The organism is Aliirhizobium wenxiniae (genome assembly GCF_019511445.1).
GTDB classification, from domain to species: Bacteria; Pseudomonadota; Alphaproteobacteria; order Rhizobiales; family Rhizobiaceae; genus Neorhizobium; species Neorhizobium wenxiniae_A.
Window position 1 is genome coordinate 131,609 of sequence record NZ_JAEUAN010000001.1, and the last position, 21,042, is coordinate 152,650.

The window sequence follows — 21,042 nt, forward strand, 5'->3', positions numbered from 1 at the left end:
TGCGAATATCGCCAAATCCTTGACGGCAAAGATAGCGCTTGAGGAGAGGAGGGATTTGATACCGATCAATCAAGACCACAATTTGGATGGTTGTCCGACAATCAGACGTGGAAGATCGGCGTCCGAGTGGGTCACTCGGCCGCCATTGGCGGCAGTCGCAGGACGCGCTGGCCGGCCTGTGCCCCCGGATTTGCGCCTGATGCTGTTGATTTCTCGTTGTTTTCCAGACGATCTAGCCGTTCCTCAAGCTCCGACAGACTGCGACGATTTTGCCGTGTCTGATGGGCGACTTCTTCCGAAGACATGAGGTCCTCTTCTTCCTTCTTGCCAACGAAGCGGCCGAACAGTCGCCCGAGCAGACGCGACAGATCGTCCATGATGAGGAAAAAGGAAGGAACGACGAGCAGCGACAGCACGGTCGAGACGATGATGCCGCCGATGACGGCGATCGCCATCGGCGCGCGGAAGGAGCCGCCTTCGCCGACGCCCATGGCAGACGGAAGCATGCCGGCCGACATGGCGATCGAGGTCATGATGATGGGTCTTGCACGCTTGCGGCCGGCCTCGACCATGGCGTGAACCCGTTCCAGCCCGTGCCGTTTCATCTCGATGGCGAAATCGACCAGCAGGATGGCGTTCTTCGTCACGATGCCCATCAGCATGAGGATGCCGATCAGGACGGGCATGGAGAGCGCGTTCTGCGTTGCGATCAGGGCTACCGCCACGCCGCCGATGGCGAGCGGCAGGGAGAACAGGATGGTGAAGGGCTGGATGACATCCTTGAACAGCAGGATCAGCACGACGAGAACCAGCATCAGGCCCATCAGCATGGCATTGCCGAAACTCTGCTGCATTTCCGCCTGGACCTTGGCGTCACCGCTTTCCGCCAGCCGCACCGTCGGCGGTAGTTCTGTTTCGTCGACGATGCGCTTGAACTCGGCAGTCGAGGTGTCCAGTGCCGTGCCGAAGGGCACGTCGGAGCCGATCGCCACGACGCGGTTGCGGTCGTTGCGCTTGATCGAGCTTGGGCCTTCCGAATAGTCGATATCGGCAACGCTGTAGAGCGGCACCATCGTGCCAGACGATGTCTTGACCTTGAGGTTGCGGATCGACTGAAGGTCGCGGCGGGTGTCGAGCGAGGTCTGCACGCGGATCGGGATCTGGCGGCTGTCTAGCGAGATCTTTGCAAGGTTCGCGTCGATATCGCCGATGGTTGCGACGCGCACGGTTTCGGAAATCTGCTGCGGGGTGATGCCGAGGCGCGAGGCTTCCGCCATGCGCGGACGGATCTGCAGTTCCGGCCGGGGCAGGGCGCCTTCGGAGGAGACATTCACCAGGATCGGAGATGCGCGCAGTCGCGATTCCAGCAGGCTTACGGCATCATTCAGGTCGTCCTCGCTGGAGGAGAGGAAGTTGAAGGACAGTTCGCGTTCGGCGCGGTCGTTGACCTTGGAGATGCGCACGTCGGGGATCGAGCGGACGGCGGCGAAGATGTCCTTTTCGACATCCCATTGCGGGCGTGTGCGGCCATGCTCCGGCAGTTTCGGCAGGAGATCGCCGATCAGCGGGATCGAGCCGAGGCCCTTGTTGACCAGCGTCTTTGCCAGCGAATGGTCGATATTCTGCAGGATGATGCGGACTGTGGCGCGGCGCAGTTCGAGATCGCCCTTGGGCGATGCGCCGCCGAGAGTGAAGACACTTTCGACGCCATCGATATCCTTTACCGCATCATAGACGCTGGTCGAGACCGCATCCGTTTCTTCAAGTGTCGCGTTCGGCGGCAGCTCAAGAGAGAGAACCACGCGGGAACTGTCATCCGGCGGCAGGAAGCTGCCCGGTACCTTGCTCAGAAGGAACAGCGAACCGCCCAGGAAGGCGAAGGCTGCGACCATGGTTGCGTAACGCCAGTACCATTTGCGCGTCGTTGCGGTGACAACGCGGGTATAGGCCTTCATCAGCCTTCCGTCATTGTCGTGGTGGTCATCCTCGCGGCCATCCTCGGCGCGCATCAGGTAGGCTGCCATCAGCGGTGTGATGAGGCGCGCGACCGCGAGTGAGAAGAAGACGGAGAAGGCGACCGTCAGGCCGAACTGGATGAAATACTGGCCCGCAATGCCCGGCATGAAGGAGACGGGTACGAAGACGGCGATGATGGTGAAGCTGGTGGCGATCACCGCCAGGCCGATTTCGTCGGCGGCTTCCAGCGATGCCCGATAGGGTGTCTTGCCCATCTTGATATGGCGGGCAATGTTCTCGATCTCGACGATCGCGTCGTCGACGAGGATGCCGGTCGCAAGCGTCAGCGCCAGGAAGGAGACGAGGTTCAGCGAGAACCCCATAATGTCCATGATCCAGAAAGTCGGGATGGCGGACAGGGGGAGGGCGACGGCGGCAATCAGGGTTGCGCGCCAGTTGCGCAGGAAAAGGAAGACGACGATGACGGCGAGGATCGAGCCTTCCACCAGCGTGTGAAGTGCCGCCTCGTAATTTCCGTAGGTGAAATAGACCGAGTCATCGACCATTTCGATCGCGACGTCGGGATGCGACTTGCGAATTCCGTCCAGCCCCTCAGCCACGGTTTCGGCCACCGAGACTTCACTTGCTCCCTTGGCGCGGAATACGGCGAAGGTGACTGACGGCGTGCCGTTGAAGCGCGAGAAGGACTTTTGCTCCTCATAGGTATCGGTCACGCGGCCGAGCTCGGACAGTTTTACGAAGCGGCCGTTGGAGAGCGCGATATTGGTATCGGCAAGCTGCTGGACATTGCGGGCGTCGCCGAGCGTGCGGATCGTCTGCTCGTTGCCCGCCACCTGGCCGCGGCCGGAACCGAGATCGACATTGGTGCCCTTGATCTGGGTGTTCACGTCGGCCGCGGTGATGCCGTAAGCGTCGAGCTTGGCAGGGTTGAGGGCGACGCGCACTTCGCGATCCGAGCCGCCGTAGCGGTCGATACGGCCGATGCCGGGTTTGCCCTGCAGGTCACGGGTGATCGTATCGTCAACGAACCAGGAGAGTTCCTCCAGCGTCATGTTCGGCGAAGAAACGGCAAAGGTCTGGATCGCCTGTCCTTCGACATCGACCTTGGTGACGATCGGCTCTTCGATGCCGGCGGGCAGATCGCTGCGAATCTTGTCGATCTGGTCCTTTGTGTCCTGAACAGCCTCTTCGGTGGGCTTTTCGATGCGGAAGACGATGACGGTCTGCGACTGTCCGTCGGTGACGGTCGACTGGATCTCGTCGATGCCGCTGATCGAGGCGACGGCATCTTCGATTTCCTTCGTCACCTGCATCTCGAGTTCGGCCGGCGAGGCGCCGCTCTGAACCACCGTTACGGAGACGACGGGGACGTCGATATTCGGGAAACGGGTGATCGGCAGCGCAAAGAAGGATTGCAGGCCGACATAGAGCAGCAGACCGAAGGCGAGCAGGGGAGCGATCGGATTGCGGATAGACCAGGCGGAGAAGTTCATTGCGAAACCTCCGCTCCCTTGGCCGTAGCCGCTTTTTCCGGAACCGGCGCGATATGATCGCCGTCACGGACGAAGGCGCCGGCCTTGGCGACGACAACATCGCCGGCCTCAAGGCCATTCAAGACCTGAACAAAGCCGCCATCCTGGAAGCCGATGTCGATCTTCACTTGCCTTACGACGCCGTCCTCGACCTTGCGGGCAAAGGAGCCTTGCCGATCCGTCGTCACGGCGGAAAGTGGAAGGGCGAGCGCTTCGGTTTCATCGACGATGATTGCCGCGCGCCCATACATGCCGGCGCGCGCGCCGCTATCGGGATCGATCTCGATATGGACGAGGCCGAGCCTTGTGGTCTGATCGACTGTCGGAGAGACAAGCCGCACGCGGCCTTCGATCTCCCGCTGGCCGCCGGCAACGGTGACCAGCGCCTTCTGGCCGACCCTGGCCTTCTGGATGTCGGATTCGGAAATGTCGGCGACCAGTTCGATCGCGCCGTCCTTGATGATGGTGAAAAGCGGATCGCCATTGCCGGATGCAATCGCGCCGACCTTGGCGTTCTTGGCCGAGATGACACCGGCAACCGGCGCCTTGACGCCGGTGCGGGCGAGTTGCAGTTCGACATCGGCGAGCTGGGCTTCGATGACGTTGACATCGGCCTCTGCGACCGCAACCGACTGGCGGGCGGCATTCAGCCGGGCGCGGGCGACATCCACCTGGGCATTCGCCTGTTCGAGCTGCGAGACGGTGCTCGTGCCGCTCTGGTTCAGCTTCTGGGTACGGTCGCGCTGTTTGGTGGCGTCGTCGAGATTGGCCTGAGCCTCGATCACCTGCGCCTGATACTGTGCGACCGAGGCCTTCGCCTTTGCCCTGTTTGCCTGGTACTGGCTCTTCTGGAGCAGAAGCGCGTCGTCGTTCAGGGTTGCGAGAACGGCATTGGCCTCGACCTCGTCGGCGACATCGACATTGATCGTTTTCACAGAGAGGCCTTCGACCAGCGGCTGCACATAGATTTCGTCGATGGGGCGGATGCTGCCCGTCGCGATGATGCGGTCGGTGAGCGGTTTCGTGACCGCTTCCGTAACGATGATCGACGGAAGCTTGGCTTCCGCCGCTGCCGGCCGGCCGGTTTCCTGTGCTGCGAGTGGTGCCGCTGCGGCGCAGGACAGCAGCAGAACAAGGGCGGGGATCGATTTCAACAGGCGATACGGCATGCGGCAAATCCACGGTCTGGAGGAACAGGCATGCGCCGACCATCGGCATCCCCTGGTCATACTTCCTCCCTGTATGACGCGGGACCAAAGCTTGATCCGACACTTTCCTTCGGTTCAACCGAGAAAAGTTCGGGCTCGCTTGGGCAGCTACCTTTACGTGTTCGTCTTCAGGCGATCAATCCATGCAAGTTAAGACGCGTTGACATGTTCTGATGGCAAAAAAATGCCCGACTATGACGCCGGGCAGGAAGAAGTAGCAGAGACTTTTGGTGCTGAATTGTTTCAGCACCATTTCAACGCAGTTTCGCTGGCAAAACCGGTTTCCGCTTTTGCCGGATTGGCTCCTATTTCAGCGCCGCGCTGGTGATGTCGGCCGTATAGGCGCCTTCCGGAGCCTTGCTGATGATCTTCTGGTCGGTCAGCGCTTTCACCGTGCGTTCATAGGTTGCCATGTCGAGCTTGCCGTCGCCGATCAGCTTGGCGACTTCGCCCATCATCCGCTTCTGGTGGTTTTCGTCCTGGCCGCCATTGTCCATGACGATCTCGGCGGCTTCATCCGGGTTGTCGATGGCGTATTTCCATCCCTTCATCGAGGCGCGGACGAATTTGACCATGTTCTCCTTGAACTTAGGATCCTTCAGCTTGTCCTCGCTGACATAAAGGCCGTCTTCCAGAAGGTCGTTGCCGAGCGCGGTATAGTTGAAGACGGTGAGGTCTTCCGGCTTGAAGCCTGCGTCGATCGCCTGCCAATATTCGTTATAGGTCATGACCGAGATGCAGTCGGCCTGCTTCTGGACGAGCGGCTGCACGTCAAAACTCTGTTTCAGCACGGTCACGCCATCGGCGCCGCCTTCGGTCTTCAGGCCCAGCTTGTTCATCCAGGCAAAGAACGGATATTCGTTGCCGAAGAACCAGACACCCAGCGTATGGCCCTTGAAATCTGCCTCGGTCTTAACCGGGCCGTCCTTCGGACAAATCATCTGCAGGCCGGATTTCTGGAAAGGCTGGGCGATATTGACGAGCGGAACGCCCTTTTCGCGGGCGACGAGGGCGGCCCCCATCCAGGTGACAGTGACATCCGCCCCGCCGCCGGCAATGACCTGTTCCGGCGCGATATCCGGGCCGCCCGGCTTGATCGTCACGTCAAGGCCTTCTTCCTCATAGAACCCCTTGTCCTTGGCGACGAAATAACCGCCGAACTGGCCCTGGGCCACCCATTTCAACTGCAGCGTCAGCTTTTCGGCGGCGAGCGCCTGTGCTGCGGCAAGCGACATTGCGCCTGCCATCAATGCCATCATCATCTTTTTCATGGTCGTTTCCCTCTGGTTGCCTGCTTGTTTACTCAGGTCATGTGCCGGCATGGATTTCCCCGTGCCGGGTATCGGCGCCTAACGACTGCGGTTAGACGGATGCCAGAATGTCGTGGCTCTCTCCCCGAGCGCGACGACACCATAAAATACCGAGCCGACGAGGGCTGCAACGGCGATTTCGGCCCAGACCATATCGACATTCATGCGGCCGATCTCGGTCGATATGCGAAAGCCCATGCCGACGATCGGCGTGCCGAAGAATTCGGCAACGATCGCGCCGATCAGCGCCAGCGTCGAGTTGATCTTCAGGGCGTTGAAGATGAAGGGCATGGCGGCGGGAAGCCTGAGCTTCGTCAGCGTCTGCCAGTAATCCGAAGCGTAGGAGCGCATCAGATCGCGCTCCATCGAGCCTGCGGCTTCCAAGCCGGCGATCGTGTTCACCAGCATGGGGAAGAAGGTCATGACGATGACGACGGCGGCTTTGGACTGCCAGTCGAAGCCGAACCACATGACCATGATCGGGGCGACGCCGATGATCGGCAGGGCCGACATGAGATTGGCGACCGGCAGCAAGCCGCGGCGGAAGAAGGCGATGCGGTCGGCAAGGATTGCCACTGCGAAGCCTGCTGCGCAGCCGACGACATAACCGAAGATGACGGCCTTGAAGACGGTCTGCTGCACATCCGCCCAGAGTGTCGGGACAGATGCCACAAGCCGGGCGCCGATGGCGGAGGGGGGCGGCAGGATGATGAAGGGAATGCCGAGGCCCCGCGTGAGTGCTTCCCACAGGATCAGGATCCAGGCGCCGAAGATCGCCGGAATGACGAGGCGCAGAAGGTTGTCCGCCATCTTGGAGCGAACCCGGATTTCGCAGAGGAGACTGACGCAGCGCCAGGCGAGCAGCCAGTTTGCTGCGAGCACGAGGAAGAATGCCGGGGATGCAGCACCTTCATTGCCGGCAAGGCGGGCAATCATGAGGCCGGTGGAAAAGTGAGCGCAGACGAAGAGCATGACCGACAGGAACAGGGCGGGCAGGGGAAGCAGCGAGACGAGGGCTGCGCCGATGGTGAGGACGAAGATGGAGAACATCAGCATCAGGCTGAAGGCCAGCGGGGCTTGCGGCATCAGCAGCGGAAGCGTGGCCAGTGCTAAAAGCGACAGTGCCAGCGCCAGCAGAGATTGCCATGGTCGCATCAGATTGCTCATGCCGGCCTCCCGCTCGGTCTTGCACCCATCGCGCGGTCAACGAGCCTGCCGGCCAGCGCCACGATGGTGACCAGAAGGGCGGCGAGCACGGAACCGGCAATGAGCGCTGCCCAGATGTCGATGGTCTGGCTGTAATAGGCGCCGGCGAGCAGTTTCGAGCCGATGCCCGCGACGGCGCCGGTCGGCAGTTCACCGACGATCGCGCCGACGAGGCTTGCCGCGATCGCCACCTTCATCGAGGTGAACAGGAAAGGTACGGAGGCGGGCACGCGCAATTTCCAGAAGGTCTGGGCGGTGCTGGCATTGTAGGTGCGCATCAGGTCGAGCTGGATGAGTTCGGGGGAGCGCAGGCCCTTCACCATGCCGACGGCGACGGGGAAGAAGGAGAGGTAGGTCGAGATTAGCGCCTTGGGCAGAAGTCCGGTGATGTTGATCGCGCCGAGGACGACGATGACCATCGGGGCAATCGCGAGGATCGGCACCATTTGCGAGGCGATGATCCACGGCATCAGGCTGCGATCCAGCGCCTTCACATGGACGATGCCGACGGCGATGAGGATGCCGAGAATGGTGCCGAGCGAGAAGCCGACGGCGGTGGAAGATAGCGTCACCCAGGCGTGGTAGACGAGGCTGCGGTTAGAGGTGACCTTCCTGAGAAACGTATTTTCGAAAACGTTCGCGGCGACCTGATGCGGGGCGGGAAGTGTCGGCTTCGGCTGCGACATGGTCTTTTCGAGGAACTCGATCACTGTCGAGGTGACGTTGGCGCGGCGGTCGAGATCGCGCTGGAAGGGCGCGTTCATGAAGTAAGCGCCGACATACCAGATGGCGATGATGGCGATGACGATCACCGTGACGGGCATGATCCTGTGCCTGATGAGTTTTTCCTGTCCCATCAGCTTTTCGCTCCAACCGGAAACAGCATCAGCACCATGGCCGCAACACCGAGGCCGACGCCGGCAAGCTGGGTGGAGGTCAGGCGTTCACCGAAGATGGCGAAGGCGATGAGGTTGATCAGCAGCAGTTGCGCAATCGCCGAGACCGAGATCGCCAGCCCCAGCCCGCCTTCCCGCATCAGCTTCACCATCATCAGGTTGCCGATGCAGTAGAGGGTCAGGGACAGGATCAGCAGAGCCATGTTGCTGGAGGCGATATAGGCGCGCGATGCGGTGGCGGCAGCAAGGAAGGTGGCCATGGCGCCGGTGAGCCAGAGGAGGAAGGCGGGGGTCATGGGGAGGGCCCCTTTCTCAGAAAGGCAGCCAGTTGGTTTTCGATTTCGATAAAAACGTAATCCGGTCCGTCGAGGATCTGAAGGTTGTCGAACCTTATAATGGTGAAGCCTTCGGCGCGCATGAACGCGTCGCGTTTTTGATCGTGCCTACGGCCGTAGTTGGTCTCGTGGTTGTCGCCATCGACTTCGATGACGACACGTGCCGAGAGCCAGGCAAAATCGGCGATGTAGGGGCCGATCGGCGTCTCCCGGCGAAAGCGGGCGCCGAAAGGGCGAAGGTCACGCAGCATGTTCCACATGGCCGCTTCGGCCTTGGTGAGTTCACGGCGCAGATGTTTCGCACGGGTGCGGGTTTTCGGATCGATGTTGGAATGCGGCATCCCCACTCCTCCAAAAAGGAAGTCCCCTCCCCAACCCCTCCCCACAAGGGGGAGGGGCTTAACCTGCCGTTCCCCCATTGCCGTCGTTTTGTAATGGAGTGAGACAGTGCCGCGCGTCTTCTCCCCCCTTGTGGGGGAGATGGCCGGCAGGCCAGAGGGGGACTTTTTGCCCAAGGCGGCATCACTCCTCATAACTATGCCCCGCTCTCAGACCTTCCCGAACCCGATGGGCGATTGCCAGAAACTCCGGCGTCTCGCGGATTTCGAGCGGGCGGTCCTTTGGCAGTGTCGAGGTGATCACGTCCGTCACCCGGCCGGGGCGGGGGGACATGACGACGATCTTGGTCGACAGGTAGACGGCTTCCGGGATCGAGTGGGTGACGAAACAGATGGTCTTTTCCGTCCGCGCCCAGAGCTTTAAAAGCTGTTCGTTCAGATGGTCGCGGACGATTTCGTCGAGTGCGCCAAAAGGTTCGTCCATCAGCAGGAGATCGGCGTCGAAGGCGAGTGCGCGGGCGATGGAGGCGCGTTGCTGCATGCCGCCGGAAAGCTGCCACGGGTATTTCTTGCCGAAGCCCGCAAGATTGACGAGATCGAGCGTGCGCTCGATGCGCTCCTTCCGCTCTGCCGTCGAGTAGTTCATGATTTCCAGCGGCAGGGCGATATTCTTTTCGATCGTGCGCCAGGGATAAAGCGCCGGTGCCTGGAAGACGTAACCGTAGGAGCGCGATTTCCGGGTATTTTCCGGCGTCATGCCGTTGACGGTGATCTCGCCCGACGTGGCGCTTTCGAGATCGGCGATAACGCGCAGGAACGTGGTCTTGCCGCAGCCGGACGGGCCGATGAAGGAGACGAAATCGCCTCGCTTCACCTCCAGATCCACATCGGACAGCGCATGAACCGGACCGTCGCTCGTCTCGAAGGTCAGGCCGAGTTTTTTCGCGGAAACGACGGAGAAATTGTTCTCTGCCATGTCACGATCACACGCCGCTTGCCGGAATTCCCGTTCGTTCGACCTTGCGCGGTGCGGTCAGTTCCTTCCAGGTGGAAAGCGCCTTCGATACCGCCGGATAGGGTTCGCGGGCGACGAACTGGCCGTGGCCTTCACGGCTTTTTACCGTGCCGTCCTCGACGGCGACGACGCCGCGCGATAGCGTGTAGCGCGGCAGGCCGGTAACCTCTTTGCCCTCGAAGACATTGTAATCGATCGCCGATTGCTGGGTCTTGGCCGAGATGGTCTTCGACTTTTTCGGGTCGAGCACGACGAGATCAGCATCGGCGCCGACGAGGATCGCGCCCTTTCTCGGGTAGAGATTGAGGATCTTTGCGATATTGGTCGAGGTTACCGCGACGAATTCGTTCATGGTGATGCGGCCGGTGGCGACGCCGTAGGTCCACAGCATCGGCAAGCGATCTTCCAGACCGCCGGTGCCGTTCGGGATCTTTCTGAAATCACCGACGCCATAGCGTTTCTGATCGGTGGTGAAGGCGCAGTGGTCGGTCGCGACGCATTGCAGCGAACCGGAGGCAAGGCCTGCCCAGAGTGAATCCTGATGCTGCTTGTTGCGGAAGGGGGGCGACATGACGCGGCGGGCTGAGTGATCCCAGTCCTTGTCGAAATATTCGCTCTCATCGAGCGTCAGGTGCTGGATCAGCGGTTCGCCATAGACCCGCATGCCGTTCTGGCGCGCCCGGCGGATCGCTTCATGCGCCTGTTCGCAGGAAGTGTGGACGACATAAAGCGGCACGCCGGCCATGTCGGCGATGATGATGGCGCGGTTGGTGGCTTCGCCCTCGACCGAGGCCGGGCGCGAATAGGCGTGAGCTTCCGGGCCGTTATTGCCTTCATCCATCAATTTCTGCTGCATGGCGGCGACGACATCGCCGTTTTCGGCATGAACGAGGGGCAGTGCGCCAAGCTCGGCGCATCGCGAAAACGAGGCGAACATCTCGTCGTCATTGACCATCAACGAGCCCTTGTAGGCCATGAAATGCTTGAAGGTGTTGATGCCTTTTTCCTCAACCACCGTCTTCATCTCGTCAAAAACCTGTTCGCTCCACCAGGTGACGGCCATGTGGAAGGAATAGTCGCAATGGGCGCGCGTCGCCTTGTTGTCCCAGCGTTTCAGCGCATCCAGCATGGACTGGCCGGGATCGGGAAGACAGAAATCGACCACCATCGTCGTGCCGCCAGCAAGTGCCGCGCGGGTGCCGCTATCGAAATCGTCGGCGGAATAGGTGCCCATGAAGGGCATTTCGAGATGGACATGCGGGTCGATGCCGCCCGGCATGACATAACAGCCGGTGGCATCGAGTATTTCTTCGCCCGCAAGGTCCGGGCCGATCTCGACGATCTTGCCGCCGTCTATCTTCACATCCGCCTTGTAGGTCAGGTCGGCGGTAACGATGGTTCCGTTTCTGATTACTGTGGCCATGGTTGTTCCCCTTATCGTGTGCCGCAGTCAATCGCCCGAGATCGAGGACCTCAGGGACTGAACATCTCGGGTGGTGATCGTTGTATTCCTGGTTTCGATGCGACGGAGGCGCTCATTGCGCTGCCTCCCGCTGTTTAAAATCCTTCATCATGAACAGGCTGTGCGGATTTTCCTCGTAATCCGCAAACGGGCCGCAAGACTGGTAGCCGAGCGCTTCGTATAGCCGGACGGCTTCGATATTCAGCGGGCCGGTTTCGAGATAGAGACGGATGACATTACGCACCGCTGCCAGCGTTTCGAGTTCGGCCATGATCTTTCGGCCGATGCCGTGGCCGCGTGCATCGTCATGAACGAAGATGCGTTTCAGTTCAGCGCTGCCATCCGAGAACCACTTGATGCCGCCGCAGCCGACCGCCTTGCCGTCCAGCCTTGCGACCAGGAAGGAAATGTTGGGCTGGGACAAAGCATCGAGATCGACGGCGAAATTGCCTTCGGGCGGATAAAGCGATGCCATGTAGTCGTCGGAAAGCCCGATCAGGGCGGCGACTTCAGGCTGCTTCGGCTCCTCAATGGCAATCGTGACGGTCACTCGACAATCTCCGCCGTCTCCACCACTGCATGGAAGAGCACGTCGCAGCCGGCGGCGGCCCAGTCCTTCGAGATCTCTTCGGCCTCGTTATGCGACAGGCCGTCGACGCAGGGGCAGAAGATCATCGTGGTCGGGGCAAGCTTTGCGGCCCAGCAGGCATCGTGGCCGGCGCCGGAAATGATGTCCATGTGGCTGTAGCCGAGCTTTTCTGCCGCACCGCGAACACGGCCGACCAGCGTCGGATCGAAGGTCACCGGATCGAAATGGCCGACGGCCTCGACCGCGCAGCCGACGCCTAAGGCTTCGCAGACTTCCGTTGCCGCCGCCTCGATTTTGGCGCGCATGCGGTCGAGCTTTTCCTGGCTCGGCGTGCGCAGGTCGACGGTGAAGACCACTTTGCCGGGAAGCACGTTGCGGGAGTTCGGGGTGAAGAAGGCCTGGCCGACGCCGGCGACAGCGCCCGGCTGTTCGGCCATGGCGATTTCCTGCACCTTTTCCATGATGCGGCCGAAGGCGAGGCCGGCATTGACGCGCATCGCCATCGGGGTGGAGCCGGTATGGGCTTCCTTGCCGGTCAGGGTGAATTCAAGCCACCAGAGGCCCTGACAGTGGGTGACGACGCCGATCTGCTTCTCCTCGGCTTCAAGGATCGGACCCTGTTCGATGTGATATTCGAAATAGGCATGCATCTTTCGCGCGCCCACTTCCTCGTCGCCCAGCCAGCCGATGCGCTTCAGCTCGTCGCCATAGGTTTTTCCCTCGGGATCCTTGCGGGCGTAGGCATAATCGATCGTATGAATGCCGGCGAAAACGCCGGAGGCGAGCATGGCAGGCGCAAAACGGGCGCCTTCCTCGTTTGCCCAGTTGGTGACGACGATCGGGTGCTTTGTCTTGATGCCGAGGTCGTTCATCGAGCGGACGACTTCAAGGCCGGCGAGCACGCCAAGCACGCCGTCGAACTTGCCGCCGGTCGGTTGGGTGTCGAGATGGGAGCCGATATAGACGGGAAGCGCATCCGGGTCGCTGCCTGCGCGGGTGGCGAACATCGTGCCCATCTTGTCGACGCCGACCGTCATGCCGGCCGCTTCACACCAGCGTTTGAAGAGGTGGCGGCCTTCGCCATCGGCATCTGTCAGGGTCTGGCGATTGTTGCCGCCGGCAATGCCGGGGCCGATCTTTGCCATATCCATCAACATGTCCCAGAGACGGTCGCCGTTGACGCGCAAGTTCTCGCCCGGTGCTGCCACCATTTTCAAATTCCTTATCTGTTTATGCTCTGCCGACCGGCAGTAAATCTGTTCGTTCCCATGGGCCTCGTCCGGCTTTGAAGCCGGAAGATCGGCATTGCGTTTGAACCGCTTGTCGCCGATAATTTAACCGCTTGGTAAAAGCTTACAATTTCCCCAGCAGCACTCAAGCTGAAAATCGTCTCACATCAGATGTTTTGAAGGATTTGGCGATGGGGAGCCACGAGGGGTACCGGACGGCATGGCCATTTCCAGAGCGGCGAAGACGCAGCGGCGCACGCGCATCCAGGAGGAGAAGGAAGAACTGATCCTCGAGGCTGCTCTCGACGTGTTTTCGCAGAATGGTTTTCGCGGCTCGACGATCGACCAGATCGCCGAGGCGGCGGGCATGTCGAAGCCCAATCTTCTTTATTATTTCCGCACCAAGGAAGCGATCCACCGGCAGTTGATCGACCGGGTTCTGACCACATGGCTGGAGCCGCTTCGGGTGTTCGACGCCGATGGCGACCCGGAAAGCGAGATCCGCTCCTATATTCGCCGTAAGCTTGAGATGGCGCGGGATTTTCCGCGTGAAAGCCGTCTGTTCGCCAATGAAATTCTACAGGGTGCGCCGCGGATCGAGGATGAGTTGAAGGGGCCGCTGAAGGAGCTGGTGGACGAAAAGGCCGCTGTCATCCGCGCCTGGGCGCGCGCTGGCAAGATTGCCAGATGCGATCCCTATCACCTGATTTTTTCAATCTGGTCGACGACGCAGCATTATGCCGACTTCGACGTGCAGGTGAGGGCGGTGCTGGGGCAGGCGCATTCCGGCGAGGGACGGTTCGAGGATGCGGCGCGGTTTCTGGAGGCGCTGTTCATGGATGGGTTGCGGGTGCGGTAAGGGCGTTTTGCCCGGACAGGATCCCCTCACTTGCGATTTCTAAGATCTTAGCTTCAGCCAAGTCTTAGATTTTGTTGTTGAGGGGATTTTTCCCTAGAATGCTTCGTCGATCTCCTGGAGACAAAACGAAAAACGCCGGCGTGAAGCCGGCGTTTTCCGTTTATCCTTGGGAGGACTTTTATCAGGCGGCGGCCGACTTTGCGGTCGGGACTTCCGAGATCGTCTTCAGAACCTGGGAAGCGATCTGGTAGGGGCAGCCCTGGGAGTTCGGACGACGGTCTTCGAGGTAGCCCTTGTAGCCGTTGTTGACGAAGGAGTGCGGAACGCGGATCGAAGCGCCACGGTCAGCAACGCCGTAGGAGAACTTGTTCCACGGAGCGGTTTCGTGCTTGCCGGTCAGGCGCAGGTGGTTGTCCGGGCCGTAGACGTCGATGTGAGCCTGCAGGTTCTTTTCGAACTGCGCCATGAGGGCTTCGAAATAGTCCTTGCCGCCAACTTCGCGCATGTACTTGGTCGAGAAGTTGCAGTGCATGCCCGAGCCGTTCCAGTCGGTGTCTCCGAGCGGCTTGCAGTGGAATTCGACGTCGATGCCGTACTGTTCGCACAGACGGAGCAGGAGGTAACGTGCCATCCAGATCTGGTCGGCGGCGCGCTTGGAGCCCTTGCCGAAAATCTGGAATTCCCACTGGCCCTTGGCCACTTCGGCGTTGATGCCTTCGTGGTTGATGCCGGCTTCGAGGCACAGGTCGAGGTGCTCTTCAACGATTTCGCGGGCAACCGAACCGACGTTCTTGTAGCCGACGCCCGTGTAGTACGGACCCTGCGGAGCCGGGTAACCCTGTTCCGGGAAGCCGAGCGGGCGGCCGTCCTGGTAGAAGAAGTATTCCTGCTCGAAGCCGAACCATGCATCTTCGTCGTCGAGGATGGTTGCGCGGCTGTTGGACGAATGCGGAGTGACGCCGTCCGGCATCATGACTTCGCACATGACCAGAGCACCGTTGGTGCGGGCCGGATCCGGGTAGATGGCGACAGGCTTCAGAACGCAGTCCGACGAACGGCCTTCGGCCTGCATCGTCGAGGAACCGTCAAAGCCCCAAAGCGGAAGCTGCTCGAGCGTCGGGAAAGAATCGAATTCCTTGATCTGCGTCTTGCCGCGCAGGTTCGGGACGGGGGTGTAGCCGTCCAGCCAGATGTACTCGAGCTTATACTTGGTCATGTTTTGTCTCTCAGGCCGTGTGTTCATCGTTGAGCCGTCCGAAGACCGCCTCCCTGCATCAGGGTCGGCATCCCGGGCTTGAACAAATGAATGCATGCTGCGTGCCAGTTTGGATGTCTACGGTGTCGAGCGATGAAAAAAATGTCACTGCCGCTCAAACAGGCTGTTTTGGACAAGCCGGTCGCGTTTGGATTTGCTTAATAAACAAGCCGAATTTGGATGCGGGCAGCTTCATCCGGAACCCGAATGACTGCATCACCGTTGAGCGTAGTTCACAGCATGCGGCGTTGTGCAATCTTATTTGCTTACAATCTCCGCTGGCGGAATCTGTTGGAATGATGTAAAATGCAGCAATTGGATTAAAAAATAGGCAGAAATGATGCCTGTCCAATGTGATGCAGTCGTTCAGGAGGCGATAGATGGCAAGCATCCATCGTGAAACAGCAAAGATTTATGAGTTTCCCCTGATGCAGCGGAGACGTCTTGATAATGGGCTGACCGCGCCGGTTTCTTCCAAGGAGGTGATTTTCTCCGTGGTGGATACCTGCTGGTACCACGGCGAGGCCATTCGCGAGGATGAGCACGCGCACGACGCGCCGAAACCCTGCTGACATCGGTTTCATAATGTCTGAAGCCACCCGATCGCGGGTGGTCTGATCAGAAGCCGAAGAGCTTCAATGCGGCATAGCCGAAGGCAGCGATGAAAATCCAGCCGAATGCGCCGAGCGCCAGCGGTCGCCATCCTTCAGCACGCAGTTTGCCGATATTCGCCTGCAGGCCCATGGCGGCAAGCGCCATGGACAGAAGGAAATTCGTCAGCATGACGATGTTTCCGGTCAGATCCGCGGGGATGGAAACCGCACTGTTTACCAACATCATTGCGACGAAACCGAGGACGAACCACGGAATGGGTGACGATACGCGCTGGCCGTCGTTCAAGTTGGCGCCGGACCCTGATCGCATGGCCAAGGCCAGCGTCATGATCAGTGGGGCGAGCAGGACGACGCGTGCCAGCTTGGAGATCGTGCCGAACTGGCCAGCCACGTCGCCGGCCTGAAAGGACGCGGCTACGACCTGCGCGACCTCGTGGATGGTGGCGCCGGACCAGAGGCCGTAGGCGCGTTCATCAAGACCCAGCGGCGCAGCCAGCAGCGGATAGGCGATCATCGAGATCGAGCCGAAAAGGGTGACGCAGGCGACGGCATAGGCGACATGTTCCTGCCTGCCGCGCACGACGGTATTGGCCGCGATAACGGCGGATGCGCCGCAGACAGAGGTTCCGGCTGCAATCAGATCGGTCAGTTGCCTGTCGACCCCCATCAGCCTGCCGGTCAGGCGTATCGCGAGAAATGTCGCCACCAGCGTCAGTGCCACCATTAGAAGGGCCGAGCCGCCGAGCGACAGAATCTGGGCTATCGTGACCTGCAGACCGAGCAGGATGATGCCGGCCCTCAGGATGCGTTTCAGCGAGAACTGGATGCCGGCTTCGACGGCCTGCGGCAGGGCGATGGTGTTGCGGATCAGCATGCCGAGGATGATGGAGAGAATTAGCGGGCTCAGCGCCATCCACCCGGTCGCCGATCTGATCGTCAATGCCGCCGCAGCGATTGCGGCCGTCAGTGCCAAGCCGGGCAGAAGCGGCTTCAATCCCGAAAGGGATGAATAAGGACGTTCTGCCCAGTCTGAAAATGACATTGTTTAAATTCCACGAAATTACAGGATTCTCGAATGTCATTCTCCATTTCGAGAAAGAACAAATCAAATTCATAAGTTTTGTGATATCGTTCGATAAAATCGAATGGTGAGCCGATGACGCTGGAACAGTTGAAGATATTTCTTGAAGTTGCGCGGCTGGAGCATGTGACGCGTGCGGCGGAAGCGCTCCGTCTTACGCAGTCGGCGGTCAGCGCCGCAATCTCGGCGCTGGAGGCCCGTCATGGGGTCATCCTGTTCGATCGGGTCGGGCGGCGTATCGCGCTGACGGAGGCGGGGCGGCTTTTCGTCGATGAGGCGCGGGCGGTGATGGAGCGGGCGAGGGCGGCCGAGCTGGCGCTTGCCGATCTCGGCGGTTCGGCTTCCGGCGTTCTGCGCGTCCATGCGAGCCAGACGGTGGCGAGTTATTGGCTACCGTTGCGGCTGGTCGCCTATCACGAGCGGTTTCCGCGCGTCGACCTGAGGCTTTCCGTCGGCAATACACAGAGTGCGGTTGAGGCGGTGGTGACGGGCGAGGCGGATCTTGCCGTGGTCGAAGGCGAGGTTACAGCTTCGGGTCTCACGCGCTCGACGGTTGCGGAGGATCGGCTCGTTCTCGTTGTCGGTCGGCGTCATGCCTGGGCGGATGGCCGAAAGCTTGAGGCGGATGACCTGCTTGAGACCAACTGGATCATGCGTGAGGCAGGGTCGGGCACGAGAGCCGCATTCGAGAGCCAGCTTTCAAGCCTCGGCCTTGATCAGCAGGCTTTGTCGGTCGTTCTCGAACTGCCGTCGAACGAGGCGGTGATGGCGGCGGTGGAGGCGGGGCTTTCGGCGACTGTGCTTTCCAGCCGCGCAACCCAGTTTCACTCGATGGCCGGGCGGCTGCATGTGGTGGATTTTCCCATGCCGCTACGCCAGTTTTCCGCCGTCTATCACTCGGAGCGCCATGTGACGCGTGCCTTGCGCTCGATGCTCGATCTTCTCGACCAGGACTTTGGAGACGAGGAGTTGGCAGGCGTGACCGAGGTGAGATGAAACAAAACGGCCCCGTCCTTGAAATGACGAGGCCGTGCAATTCCGATAGTGTCGCTATCTGGTTCAGATCATCGGCTTGCCGACCGGCAGCACGTCGCGGCCGAAGGCGTCCTTATAGATCTGGTGCGCCATGACATAGAGCGCCAGCGCGCCGCAGACCATCAGTTCGTAACCGGCGATGACATTGAAGACATGCGGACCGAAATGGCCGATGACGAGCAGGACGAAGCCGATGAACAGGGTGATGAAGACGAGGCCGAGGCCGGTGCTTGCGCGCATCGCGCCCGGGGTCATGATGGCGGTGTAGATGGCCCAGATGACCAGGAACCAGCCGAGATCGGTTTCGCTGACGGCAAAAAGGCCCATCGCATTGCCGATCTGGATCAGGCAAAGGGCGATCCAGAAGCAGCCATAGGCAGTGAAGGCGCTGTAGCCGAAATTGTTGCCGATCTTGCCTTCATGCAAACCGGCGATCAGCTGGGCGAGGCCGCCGAAGATCAGACCCATCCAGATGACCGGTCCGAGCGAGGCCCAGCCGACATTGTGGAACTGCAGGACGATGGTGGTCATGCCGAAACCGGCAAGGCCGACAACAGCAGGGTTGCCGTGGCCGCCATGCGAGGCTGCGGCGTGTTCAGTCGGTGTTGCCGTGCTGGTGGAGGATGGGGGGACGTTCGCGTTCATAACTGATCCATGGTTGGGGTGGCTGTGTTCACATGCTGCCACCCTCCTCATGTGTGCAGCGCGCATTAGGGTGCGCTGACTAGCGTGGTGTTTGCCCGGTGAGAGTGATCTCGATCAAATGCGGCGGTTGGTCTCATCTGCCGTTTGCGTTTTGCAATATCCGGCCCCGATGATGCGTCTCGAGTGACGGAGGACTGTGCGACGCTTCAACCAAAAAAGCCCGGCAATGCCGGGCTTTCGCGTTTGTTGTCGATGTTTCGGTCAGGCTGCGTAGCGCATGCCGCGGGAGGCAGTTGCCTCGACGCCGCCGAGCTTGAAGCTCGACAGGATCTGCTGCAACTGGCGGCTTTCTTCGGCAAGCGTTTCGCTGGCGGCGGTGGTTTCTTCGACCATGGCCGCATTCTTCTGGGTCATCTGGTCCATATGGTTGACCGAGGAGTTGATCTCGGCGAGCGCCGTTGCCTGTTCGCGAGCGGCGGTGGCGATCGATTCCACATGCTCGTTGACCTTGTTGACGAGGCCTTCGATCTCCAGCAGTGCGTCACCCGTCGAACGGACCAGCGAGACACCGCCTTCGACTTCGGCGGCAGACGCGCTGATCAGCGTCTTGATTTCCTTGGCAGCATTTGCGGAGCGCTGGGCCAGCTCGCGGACTTCCTGAGCGACGACGGCAAAGCCGCGGCCGGCTTCACCCGCACGGGCTGCCTCGACGCCTGCGTTGAGGGCCAGCAGGTTGGTCTGGAAGGCGATCTCGTCGATCACGCCGATGATCTGGCTGATCTTGCTGGATGAGTCTTCGATGCGGCCCATGGCGGTGACGGCCGAGCGGACGATGTCGCCGGACTTGGTTGCGCTCTGCTTGGTGGCATGAACCATGTCGCGTGCTTCGGTGGCGCGCGACGAGGCGGCACGGACGGTTGCGGTGATCTCGTCGAGAGCGGCTGCTGTTTCTTCCAGTGCTGCGGCCTGCTGTTCGGTGCGCTTGGACAGGTCGTTGGCGGCGGACGACAGTTCGGCGGAGTTGTTGTTGATGGTACCGGCAGCGCCGCGAACGTTGTTCATAGTCCCGCGCAGGCGGACCATCGTGTGGTTGACGTTGGTCTGTAGCTCGGCGAAGGCGCCCTGGAACTGACCGTTCATGCTCTGCGTCAGGTCGGCATCGGCAAGGGCTGCGATGACGCGACGGACTTCGGTTGTTGCGGATTCGACGCTTGCGACCAGTTCGTTGACGCCGGAGGCGAAGCGGTTGAGGTCTTCGTTCTGGTAGTCCTTCGAGATGCGGCCGGAGAAGTCGCCGGCCACGGCGGAAGCGACGACCGTCGAAATGCTCGACTGCAGGTCGCTGCTGCTGCGATGCAGGGCGGCTTCCTGGGCTTTCAGTTCATCCATGGCGAGCGCATTGGTGCGGAAAACCTCGACCGCGCGGGCCATTTCACCGATCTCGTCCTTGCGGGCAGCGTCGATCTTGAGGTTGTCGAGTTCGCCATTGGCAAGGCGGCTCATCGCCTGGGTCAGCGAACGGATCGGGCTGACGATACCGCGGGTCGCAACCATCAGGCTGATTGCTGCGCCGATGATGATGAAGACGACGGCGGAGACGGCCGAGATGAGGATTGCGGTCGTCGAAGAGGCGACGGCGGATTCACGCGCCTCGGCCAGCGACTTGCCGGAATAGGTGCTGTAGACCTTGACCGTATCTGTGACGACCTTCTGGCCATCGAGCGCGGTCTTCAGGGCGGCGGAAATCGCTGTCGTATCGGCCGGGTTCTTCTCGGCGGTGTCGACCATGGCGCGGATCATGCCGAAATAGCTATCCATTGCGCCGCGGATCGCCTTGAGCTGATCCTTTTCGGTCGCATCTGCGGTGGATTCGATCTTCGGCAGGCGGCCGAGCATTTCGGAAGAGCGCTTGTCCGTTTCGGCGCGGAAATCCTTCGCCTTATCCGGCGCTGCCGCCAGCTGGTAGGTCATGCGGCTGATGGCGATGATATCGACGCGCAAATCCATCGCTTCGCGAGCGACTTCCTCGCGCGCGCCGACGGAAATCATCGCTTTCTGCAGGCCGAAAAGGCCGGACGCTGCAACACCTGCAATAATCAGGGAAGAAAGGCCCATCACGACGGTGACGAGACCGAGTTTCTTCGAAATAGCCATATCTCGAAATGCCATAATGCACACCACTTAGTTTGCCCAACACGTCAGCTCGCTGCCGTCTTCAGAGACGTGTCAGGATGCCGCGCTAAATTATTGTCAGGGTTGAACTAATTGTGAGTTAAAATGCTTTCGATGCCGCGTTATTTGCTTTCAGGCCTGCCGCACTTTCATGATTATTTTTGAGCAAAACATCTAAACTCGAGCAATTGCTCGTAAAAGATGCGACTAAAATTCCTTATTTGCCCGACACTTCATCTTCTGCGCGTGTGATTAACTGGATGCTTTGCTGCAGTGCAGCATAT

The 21,042-nt window shown here is 60.4% G+C and carries 19 protein-coding genes; 4 read left to right on the forward strand and 15 right to left on the reverse strand.

Annotation, left to right across the window (positions count from 1 at the left end):
• Nucleotides 1–131: 131 nt before the first annotated feature.
• Both JNB91_RS00690 and JNB91_RS00695 read right to left on the reverse strand, forming a co-directional pair.
• Nucleotides 132–3,470, reverse strand: a complete 3,339-nt coding sequence (locus JNB91_RS00690; RefSeq protein WP_220323594.1) for an efflux RND transporter permease subunit — start codon at nucleotides 3,468–3,470, stop codon at nucleotides 132–134.
• Nucleotides 3,467–4,678: an efflux RND transporter periplasmic adaptor subunit gene (locus tag JNB91_RS00695; RefSeq protein WP_220323595.1), complete on the reverse strand. Its 1,212-nt coding sequence runs from the start codon at nucleotides 4,676–4,678 to the stop codon at nucleotides 3,467–3,469. Before JNB91_RS00695 ends, JNB91_RS00690 begins: the two co-directional genes overlap by 4 nt.
• Before the next feature lie 223 nt (nucleotides 4,679–4,901).
• Here JNB91_RS00695 and JNB91_RS00700 point away from each other — a divergent pair, with 223 nt between their 5' ends.
• Nucleotides 4,902–5,045: a hypothetical protein gene (locus tag JNB91_RS00700; RefSeq protein ID WP_220323596.1), complete on the forward strand. Its 144-nt coding sequence runs from the start codon at nucleotides 4,902–4,904 to the stop codon at nucleotides 5,043–5,045.
• On the opposite strand, the gene JNB91_RS00705 is transcribed toward JNB91_RS00700, so the two are convergent.
• The 9 genes from JNB91_RS00705 to JNB91_RS00745 all read right to left on the reverse strand — a co-directional run bounded on the left by JNB91_RS00705 (nucleotide 5,023) and on the right by JNB91_RS00745 (nucleotide 13,076).
• On the reverse strand, nucleotides 5,023–5,988 hold the full coding sequence (locus tag JNB91_RS00705) for an ABC transporter substrate-binding protein (RefSeq protein ID WP_220323597.1): 966 nt from the start codon (nucleotides 5,986–5,988) through the stop codon (nucleotides 5,023–5,025). The genes JNB91_RS00700 and JNB91_RS00705 overlap by 23 nt on opposite strands.
• A gap of 78 nt (nucleotides 5,989–6,066) precedes the next feature.
• A complete protein-coding gene (locus JNB91_RS00710; RefSeq protein ID WP_220323598.1) occupies nucleotides 6,067–7,194 on the reverse strand; it encodes an ABC transporter permease in 1,128 nt (375 codons plus the stop codon).
• Nucleotides 7,191–8,090 carry an ABC transporter permease gene (locus JNB91_RS00715; protein ID WP_220323599.1) on the reverse strand — a complete coding sequence of 300 codons (900 nt, stop codon included), beginning with the start codon at nucleotides 8,088–8,090 and terminating at the stop codon, nucleotides 7,191–7,193. Before JNB91_RS00715 ends, JNB91_RS00710 begins: the two co-directional genes overlap by 4 nt.
• The gene (locus JNB91_RS00720) at nucleotides 8,090–8,425 is read right to left on the reverse strand and encodes a hypothetical protein (RefSeq protein WP_220323600.1); all 336 of its coding nucleotides are present in this window, start codon (nucleotides 8,423–8,425) and stop codon (nucleotides 8,090–8,092) included. The genes JNB91_RS00715 and JNB91_RS00720 overlap by 1 nt, the downstream gene beginning before the upstream one ends.
• A complete protein-coding gene (locus JNB91_RS00725; RefSeq protein ID WP_220323601.1) occupies nucleotides 8,422–8,805 on the reverse strand; it encodes an endonuclease domain-containing protein in 384 nt (127 codons plus the stop codon). The genes JNB91_RS00720 and JNB91_RS00725 overlap by 4 nt, the downstream gene beginning before the upstream one ends.
• A 181-nt stretch (nucleotides 8,806–8,986) precedes the next feature.
• Nucleotides 8,987–9,778: an ABC transporter ATP-binding protein gene (locus JNB91_RS00730; protein WP_220323602.1), complete on the reverse strand. Its 792-nt coding sequence runs from the start codon at nucleotides 9,776–9,778 to the stop codon at nucleotides 8,987–8,989.
• A gap of 7 nt (nucleotides 9,779–9,785) precedes the next feature.
• The gene (hydA, locus tag JNB91_RS00735; protein ID WP_220323603.1) at nucleotides 9,786–11,240 is read right to left on the reverse strand and encodes a dihydropyrimidinase; all 1,455 of its coding nucleotides are present in this window, start codon (nucleotides 11,238–11,240) and stop codon (nucleotides 9,786–9,788) included.
• Between the two features lie 112 nt (nucleotides 11,241–11,352).
• Complete coding sequence (locus JNB91_RS00740; RefSeq protein ID WP_346269235.1) at nucleotides 11,353–11,829, reverse strand: GNAT family N-acetyltransferase; 477 nt, start codon at nucleotides 11,827–11,829, stop codon at nucleotides 11,353–11,355.
• Nucleotides 11,826–13,076 (reverse strand): Zn-dependent hydrolase, encoded by a 1,251-nt coding sequence (locus JNB91_RS00745; RefSeq protein WP_346269246.1) that lies wholly within the window; start codon nucleotides 13,074–13,076, stop codon nucleotides 11,826–11,828. Before JNB91_RS00745 ends, JNB91_RS00740 begins: the two co-directional genes overlap by 4 nt.
• Before the next feature lie 241 nt (nucleotides 13,077–13,317).
• On the opposite strand from JNB91_RS00745, the gene JNB91_RS00750 reads away from it, so the two are divergent.
• Nucleotides 13,318–13,956 carry a TetR family transcriptional regulator C-terminal domain-containing protein gene (locus JNB91_RS00750; protein ID WP_220323605.1) on the forward strand — a complete coding sequence of 213 codons (639 nt, stop codon included), beginning with the start codon at nucleotides 13,318–13,320 and terminating at the stop codon, nucleotides 13,954–13,956.
• A 181-nt stretch (nucleotides 13,957–14,137) separates the two neighbouring features.
• Here JNB91_RS00750 and JNB91_RS00755 read toward each other — a convergent pair whose 3' ends face one another.
• Nucleotides 14,138–15,172: a glutamine synthetase beta-grasp domain-containing protein gene (locus JNB91_RS00755; protein WP_220323606.1), complete on the reverse strand. Its 1,035-nt coding sequence runs from the start codon at nucleotides 15,170–15,172 to the stop codon at nucleotides 14,138–14,140.
• 419 nt (nucleotides 15,173–15,591) lie between these two features.
• Here JNB91_RS00755 and JNB91_RS00760 point away from each other — a divergent pair, with 419 nt between their 5' ends.
• Nucleotides 15,592–15,783 carry a DUF2735 domain-containing protein gene (locus JNB91_RS00760; protein ID WP_220323607.1) on the forward strand — a complete coding sequence of 64 codons (192 nt, stop codon included), beginning with the start codon at nucleotides 15,592–15,594 and terminating at the stop codon, nucleotides 15,781–15,783.
• Between the two features lie 46 nt (nucleotides 15,784–15,829).
• On the opposite strand, the gene JNB91_RS00765 is transcribed toward JNB91_RS00760, so the two are convergent.
• Nucleotides 15,830–16,867 carry a YeiH family protein gene (locus tag JNB91_RS00765; protein WP_220323608.1) on the reverse strand — a complete coding sequence of 346 codons (1,038 nt, stop codon included), beginning with the start codon at nucleotides 16,865–16,867 and terminating at the stop codon, nucleotides 15,830–15,832.
• 114 nt (nucleotides 16,868–16,981) lie between these two features.
• On the opposite strand from JNB91_RS00765, the gene JNB91_RS00770 reads away from it, so the two are divergent.
• On the forward strand, nucleotides 16,982–17,902 hold the full coding sequence (locus JNB91_RS00770; protein WP_220323609.1) for a LysR family transcriptional regulator: 921 nt from the start codon (nucleotides 16,982–16,984) through the stop codon (nucleotides 17,900–17,902).
• Between the two features lie 63 nt (nucleotides 17,903–17,965).
• Here the strand turns inward: JNB91_RS00770 and JNB91_RS00775 are convergent, their stop codons facing one another.
• Nucleotides 17,966–18,586 (reverse strand): acetate uptake transporter, encoded by a 621-nt coding sequence (locus JNB91_RS00775; protein ID WP_148145775.1) that lies wholly within the window; start codon nucleotides 18,584–18,586, stop codon nucleotides 17,966–17,968.
• 261 nt (nucleotides 18,587–18,847) lie between these two features.
• Nucleotides 18,848–20,755 (reverse strand): methyl-accepting chemotaxis protein, encoded by a 1,908-nt coding sequence (locus JNB91_RS00780; protein ID WP_220323610.1) that lies wholly within the window; start codon nucleotides 20,753–20,755, stop codon nucleotides 18,848–18,850.
• Between the last annotated feature and the right edge of the window lie 287 nt (nucleotides 20,756–21,042).

Excerpts from the sequence above, each read along its gene's own strand:
- JNB91_RS00690 (WP_220323594.1), bottom strand. The coding sequence starts at position 3,470 with ATGAACTTCTCCGCCTGGTCTATCCGCAATCCGATCGCTCCCCTGCTC.
- JNB91_RS00695 (WP_220323595.1), bottom strand. The coding sequence starts at position 4,678 with ATGCCGTATCGCCTGTTGAAATCGATCCCCGCCCTTGTTCTGCTGCTG.
- JNB91_RS00700 (WP_220323596.1), top strand. The coding sequence starts at position 4,902 with ATGCCCGACTATGACGCCGGGCAGGAAGAAGTAGCAGAGACTTTTGGT.
- JNB91_RS00705 (WP_220323597.1), bottom strand. The coding sequence starts at position 5,988 with ATGAAAAAGATGATGATGGCATTGATGGCAGGCGCAATGTCGCTTGCC.
- JNB91_RS00710 (WP_220323598.1), bottom strand. The coding sequence starts at position 7,194 with ATGAGCAATCTGATGCGACCATGGCAATCTCTGCTGGCGCTGGCACTG.
- JNB91_RS00715 (WP_220323599.1), bottom strand. The coding sequence starts at position 8,090 with ATGGGACAGGAAAAACTCATCAGGCACAGGATCATGCCCGTCACGGTG.
- JNB91_RS00720 (WP_220323600.1), bottom strand. The coding sequence starts at position 8,425 with ATGACCCCCGCCTTCCTCCTCTGGCTCACCGGCGCCATGGCCACCTTC.
- JNB91_RS00725 (WP_220323601.1), bottom strand. The coding sequence starts at position 8,805 with ATGCCGCATTCCAACATCGATCCGAAAACCCGCACCCGTGCGAAACAT.
- JNB91_RS00730 (WP_220323602.1), bottom strand. The coding sequence starts at position 9,778 with ATGGCAGAGAACAATTTCTCCGTCGTTTCCGCGAAAAAACTCGGCCTG.
- hydA (WP_220323603.1), bottom strand. The coding sequence starts at position 11,240 with ATGGCCACAGTAATCAGAAACGGAACCATCGTTACCGCCGACCTGACC.
- JNB91_RS00750 (WP_220323605.1), top strand. The coding sequence starts at position 13,318 with ATGGCCATTTCCAGAGCGGCGAAGACGCAGCGGCGCACGCGCATCCAG.
- JNB91_RS00755 (WP_220323606.1), bottom strand. The coding sequence starts at position 15,172 with ATGACCAAGTATAAGCTCGAGTACATCTGGCTGGACGGCTACACCCCC.
- JNB91_RS00760 (WP_220323607.1), top strand. The coding sequence starts at position 15,592 with ATGGCAAGCATCCATCGTGAAACAGCAAAGATTTATGAGTTTCCCCTG.
- JNB91_RS00765 (WP_220323608.1), bottom strand. The coding sequence starts at position 16,867 with ATGTCATTTTCAGACTGGGCAGAACGTCCTTATTCATCCCTTTCGGGA.
- JNB91_RS00770 (WP_220323609.1), top strand. The coding sequence starts at position 16,982 with ATGACGCTGGAACAGTTGAAGATATTTCTTGAAGTTGCGCGGCTGGAG.
- JNB91_RS00775 (WP_148145775.1), bottom strand. The coding sequence starts at position 18,586 with ATGAACGCGAACGTCCCCCCATCCTCCACCAGCACGGCAACACCGACT.
- JNB91_RS00780 (WP_220323610.1), bottom strand. The coding sequence starts at position 20,755 with ATGGCATTTCGAGATATGGCTATTTCGAAGAAACTCGGTCTCGTCACC.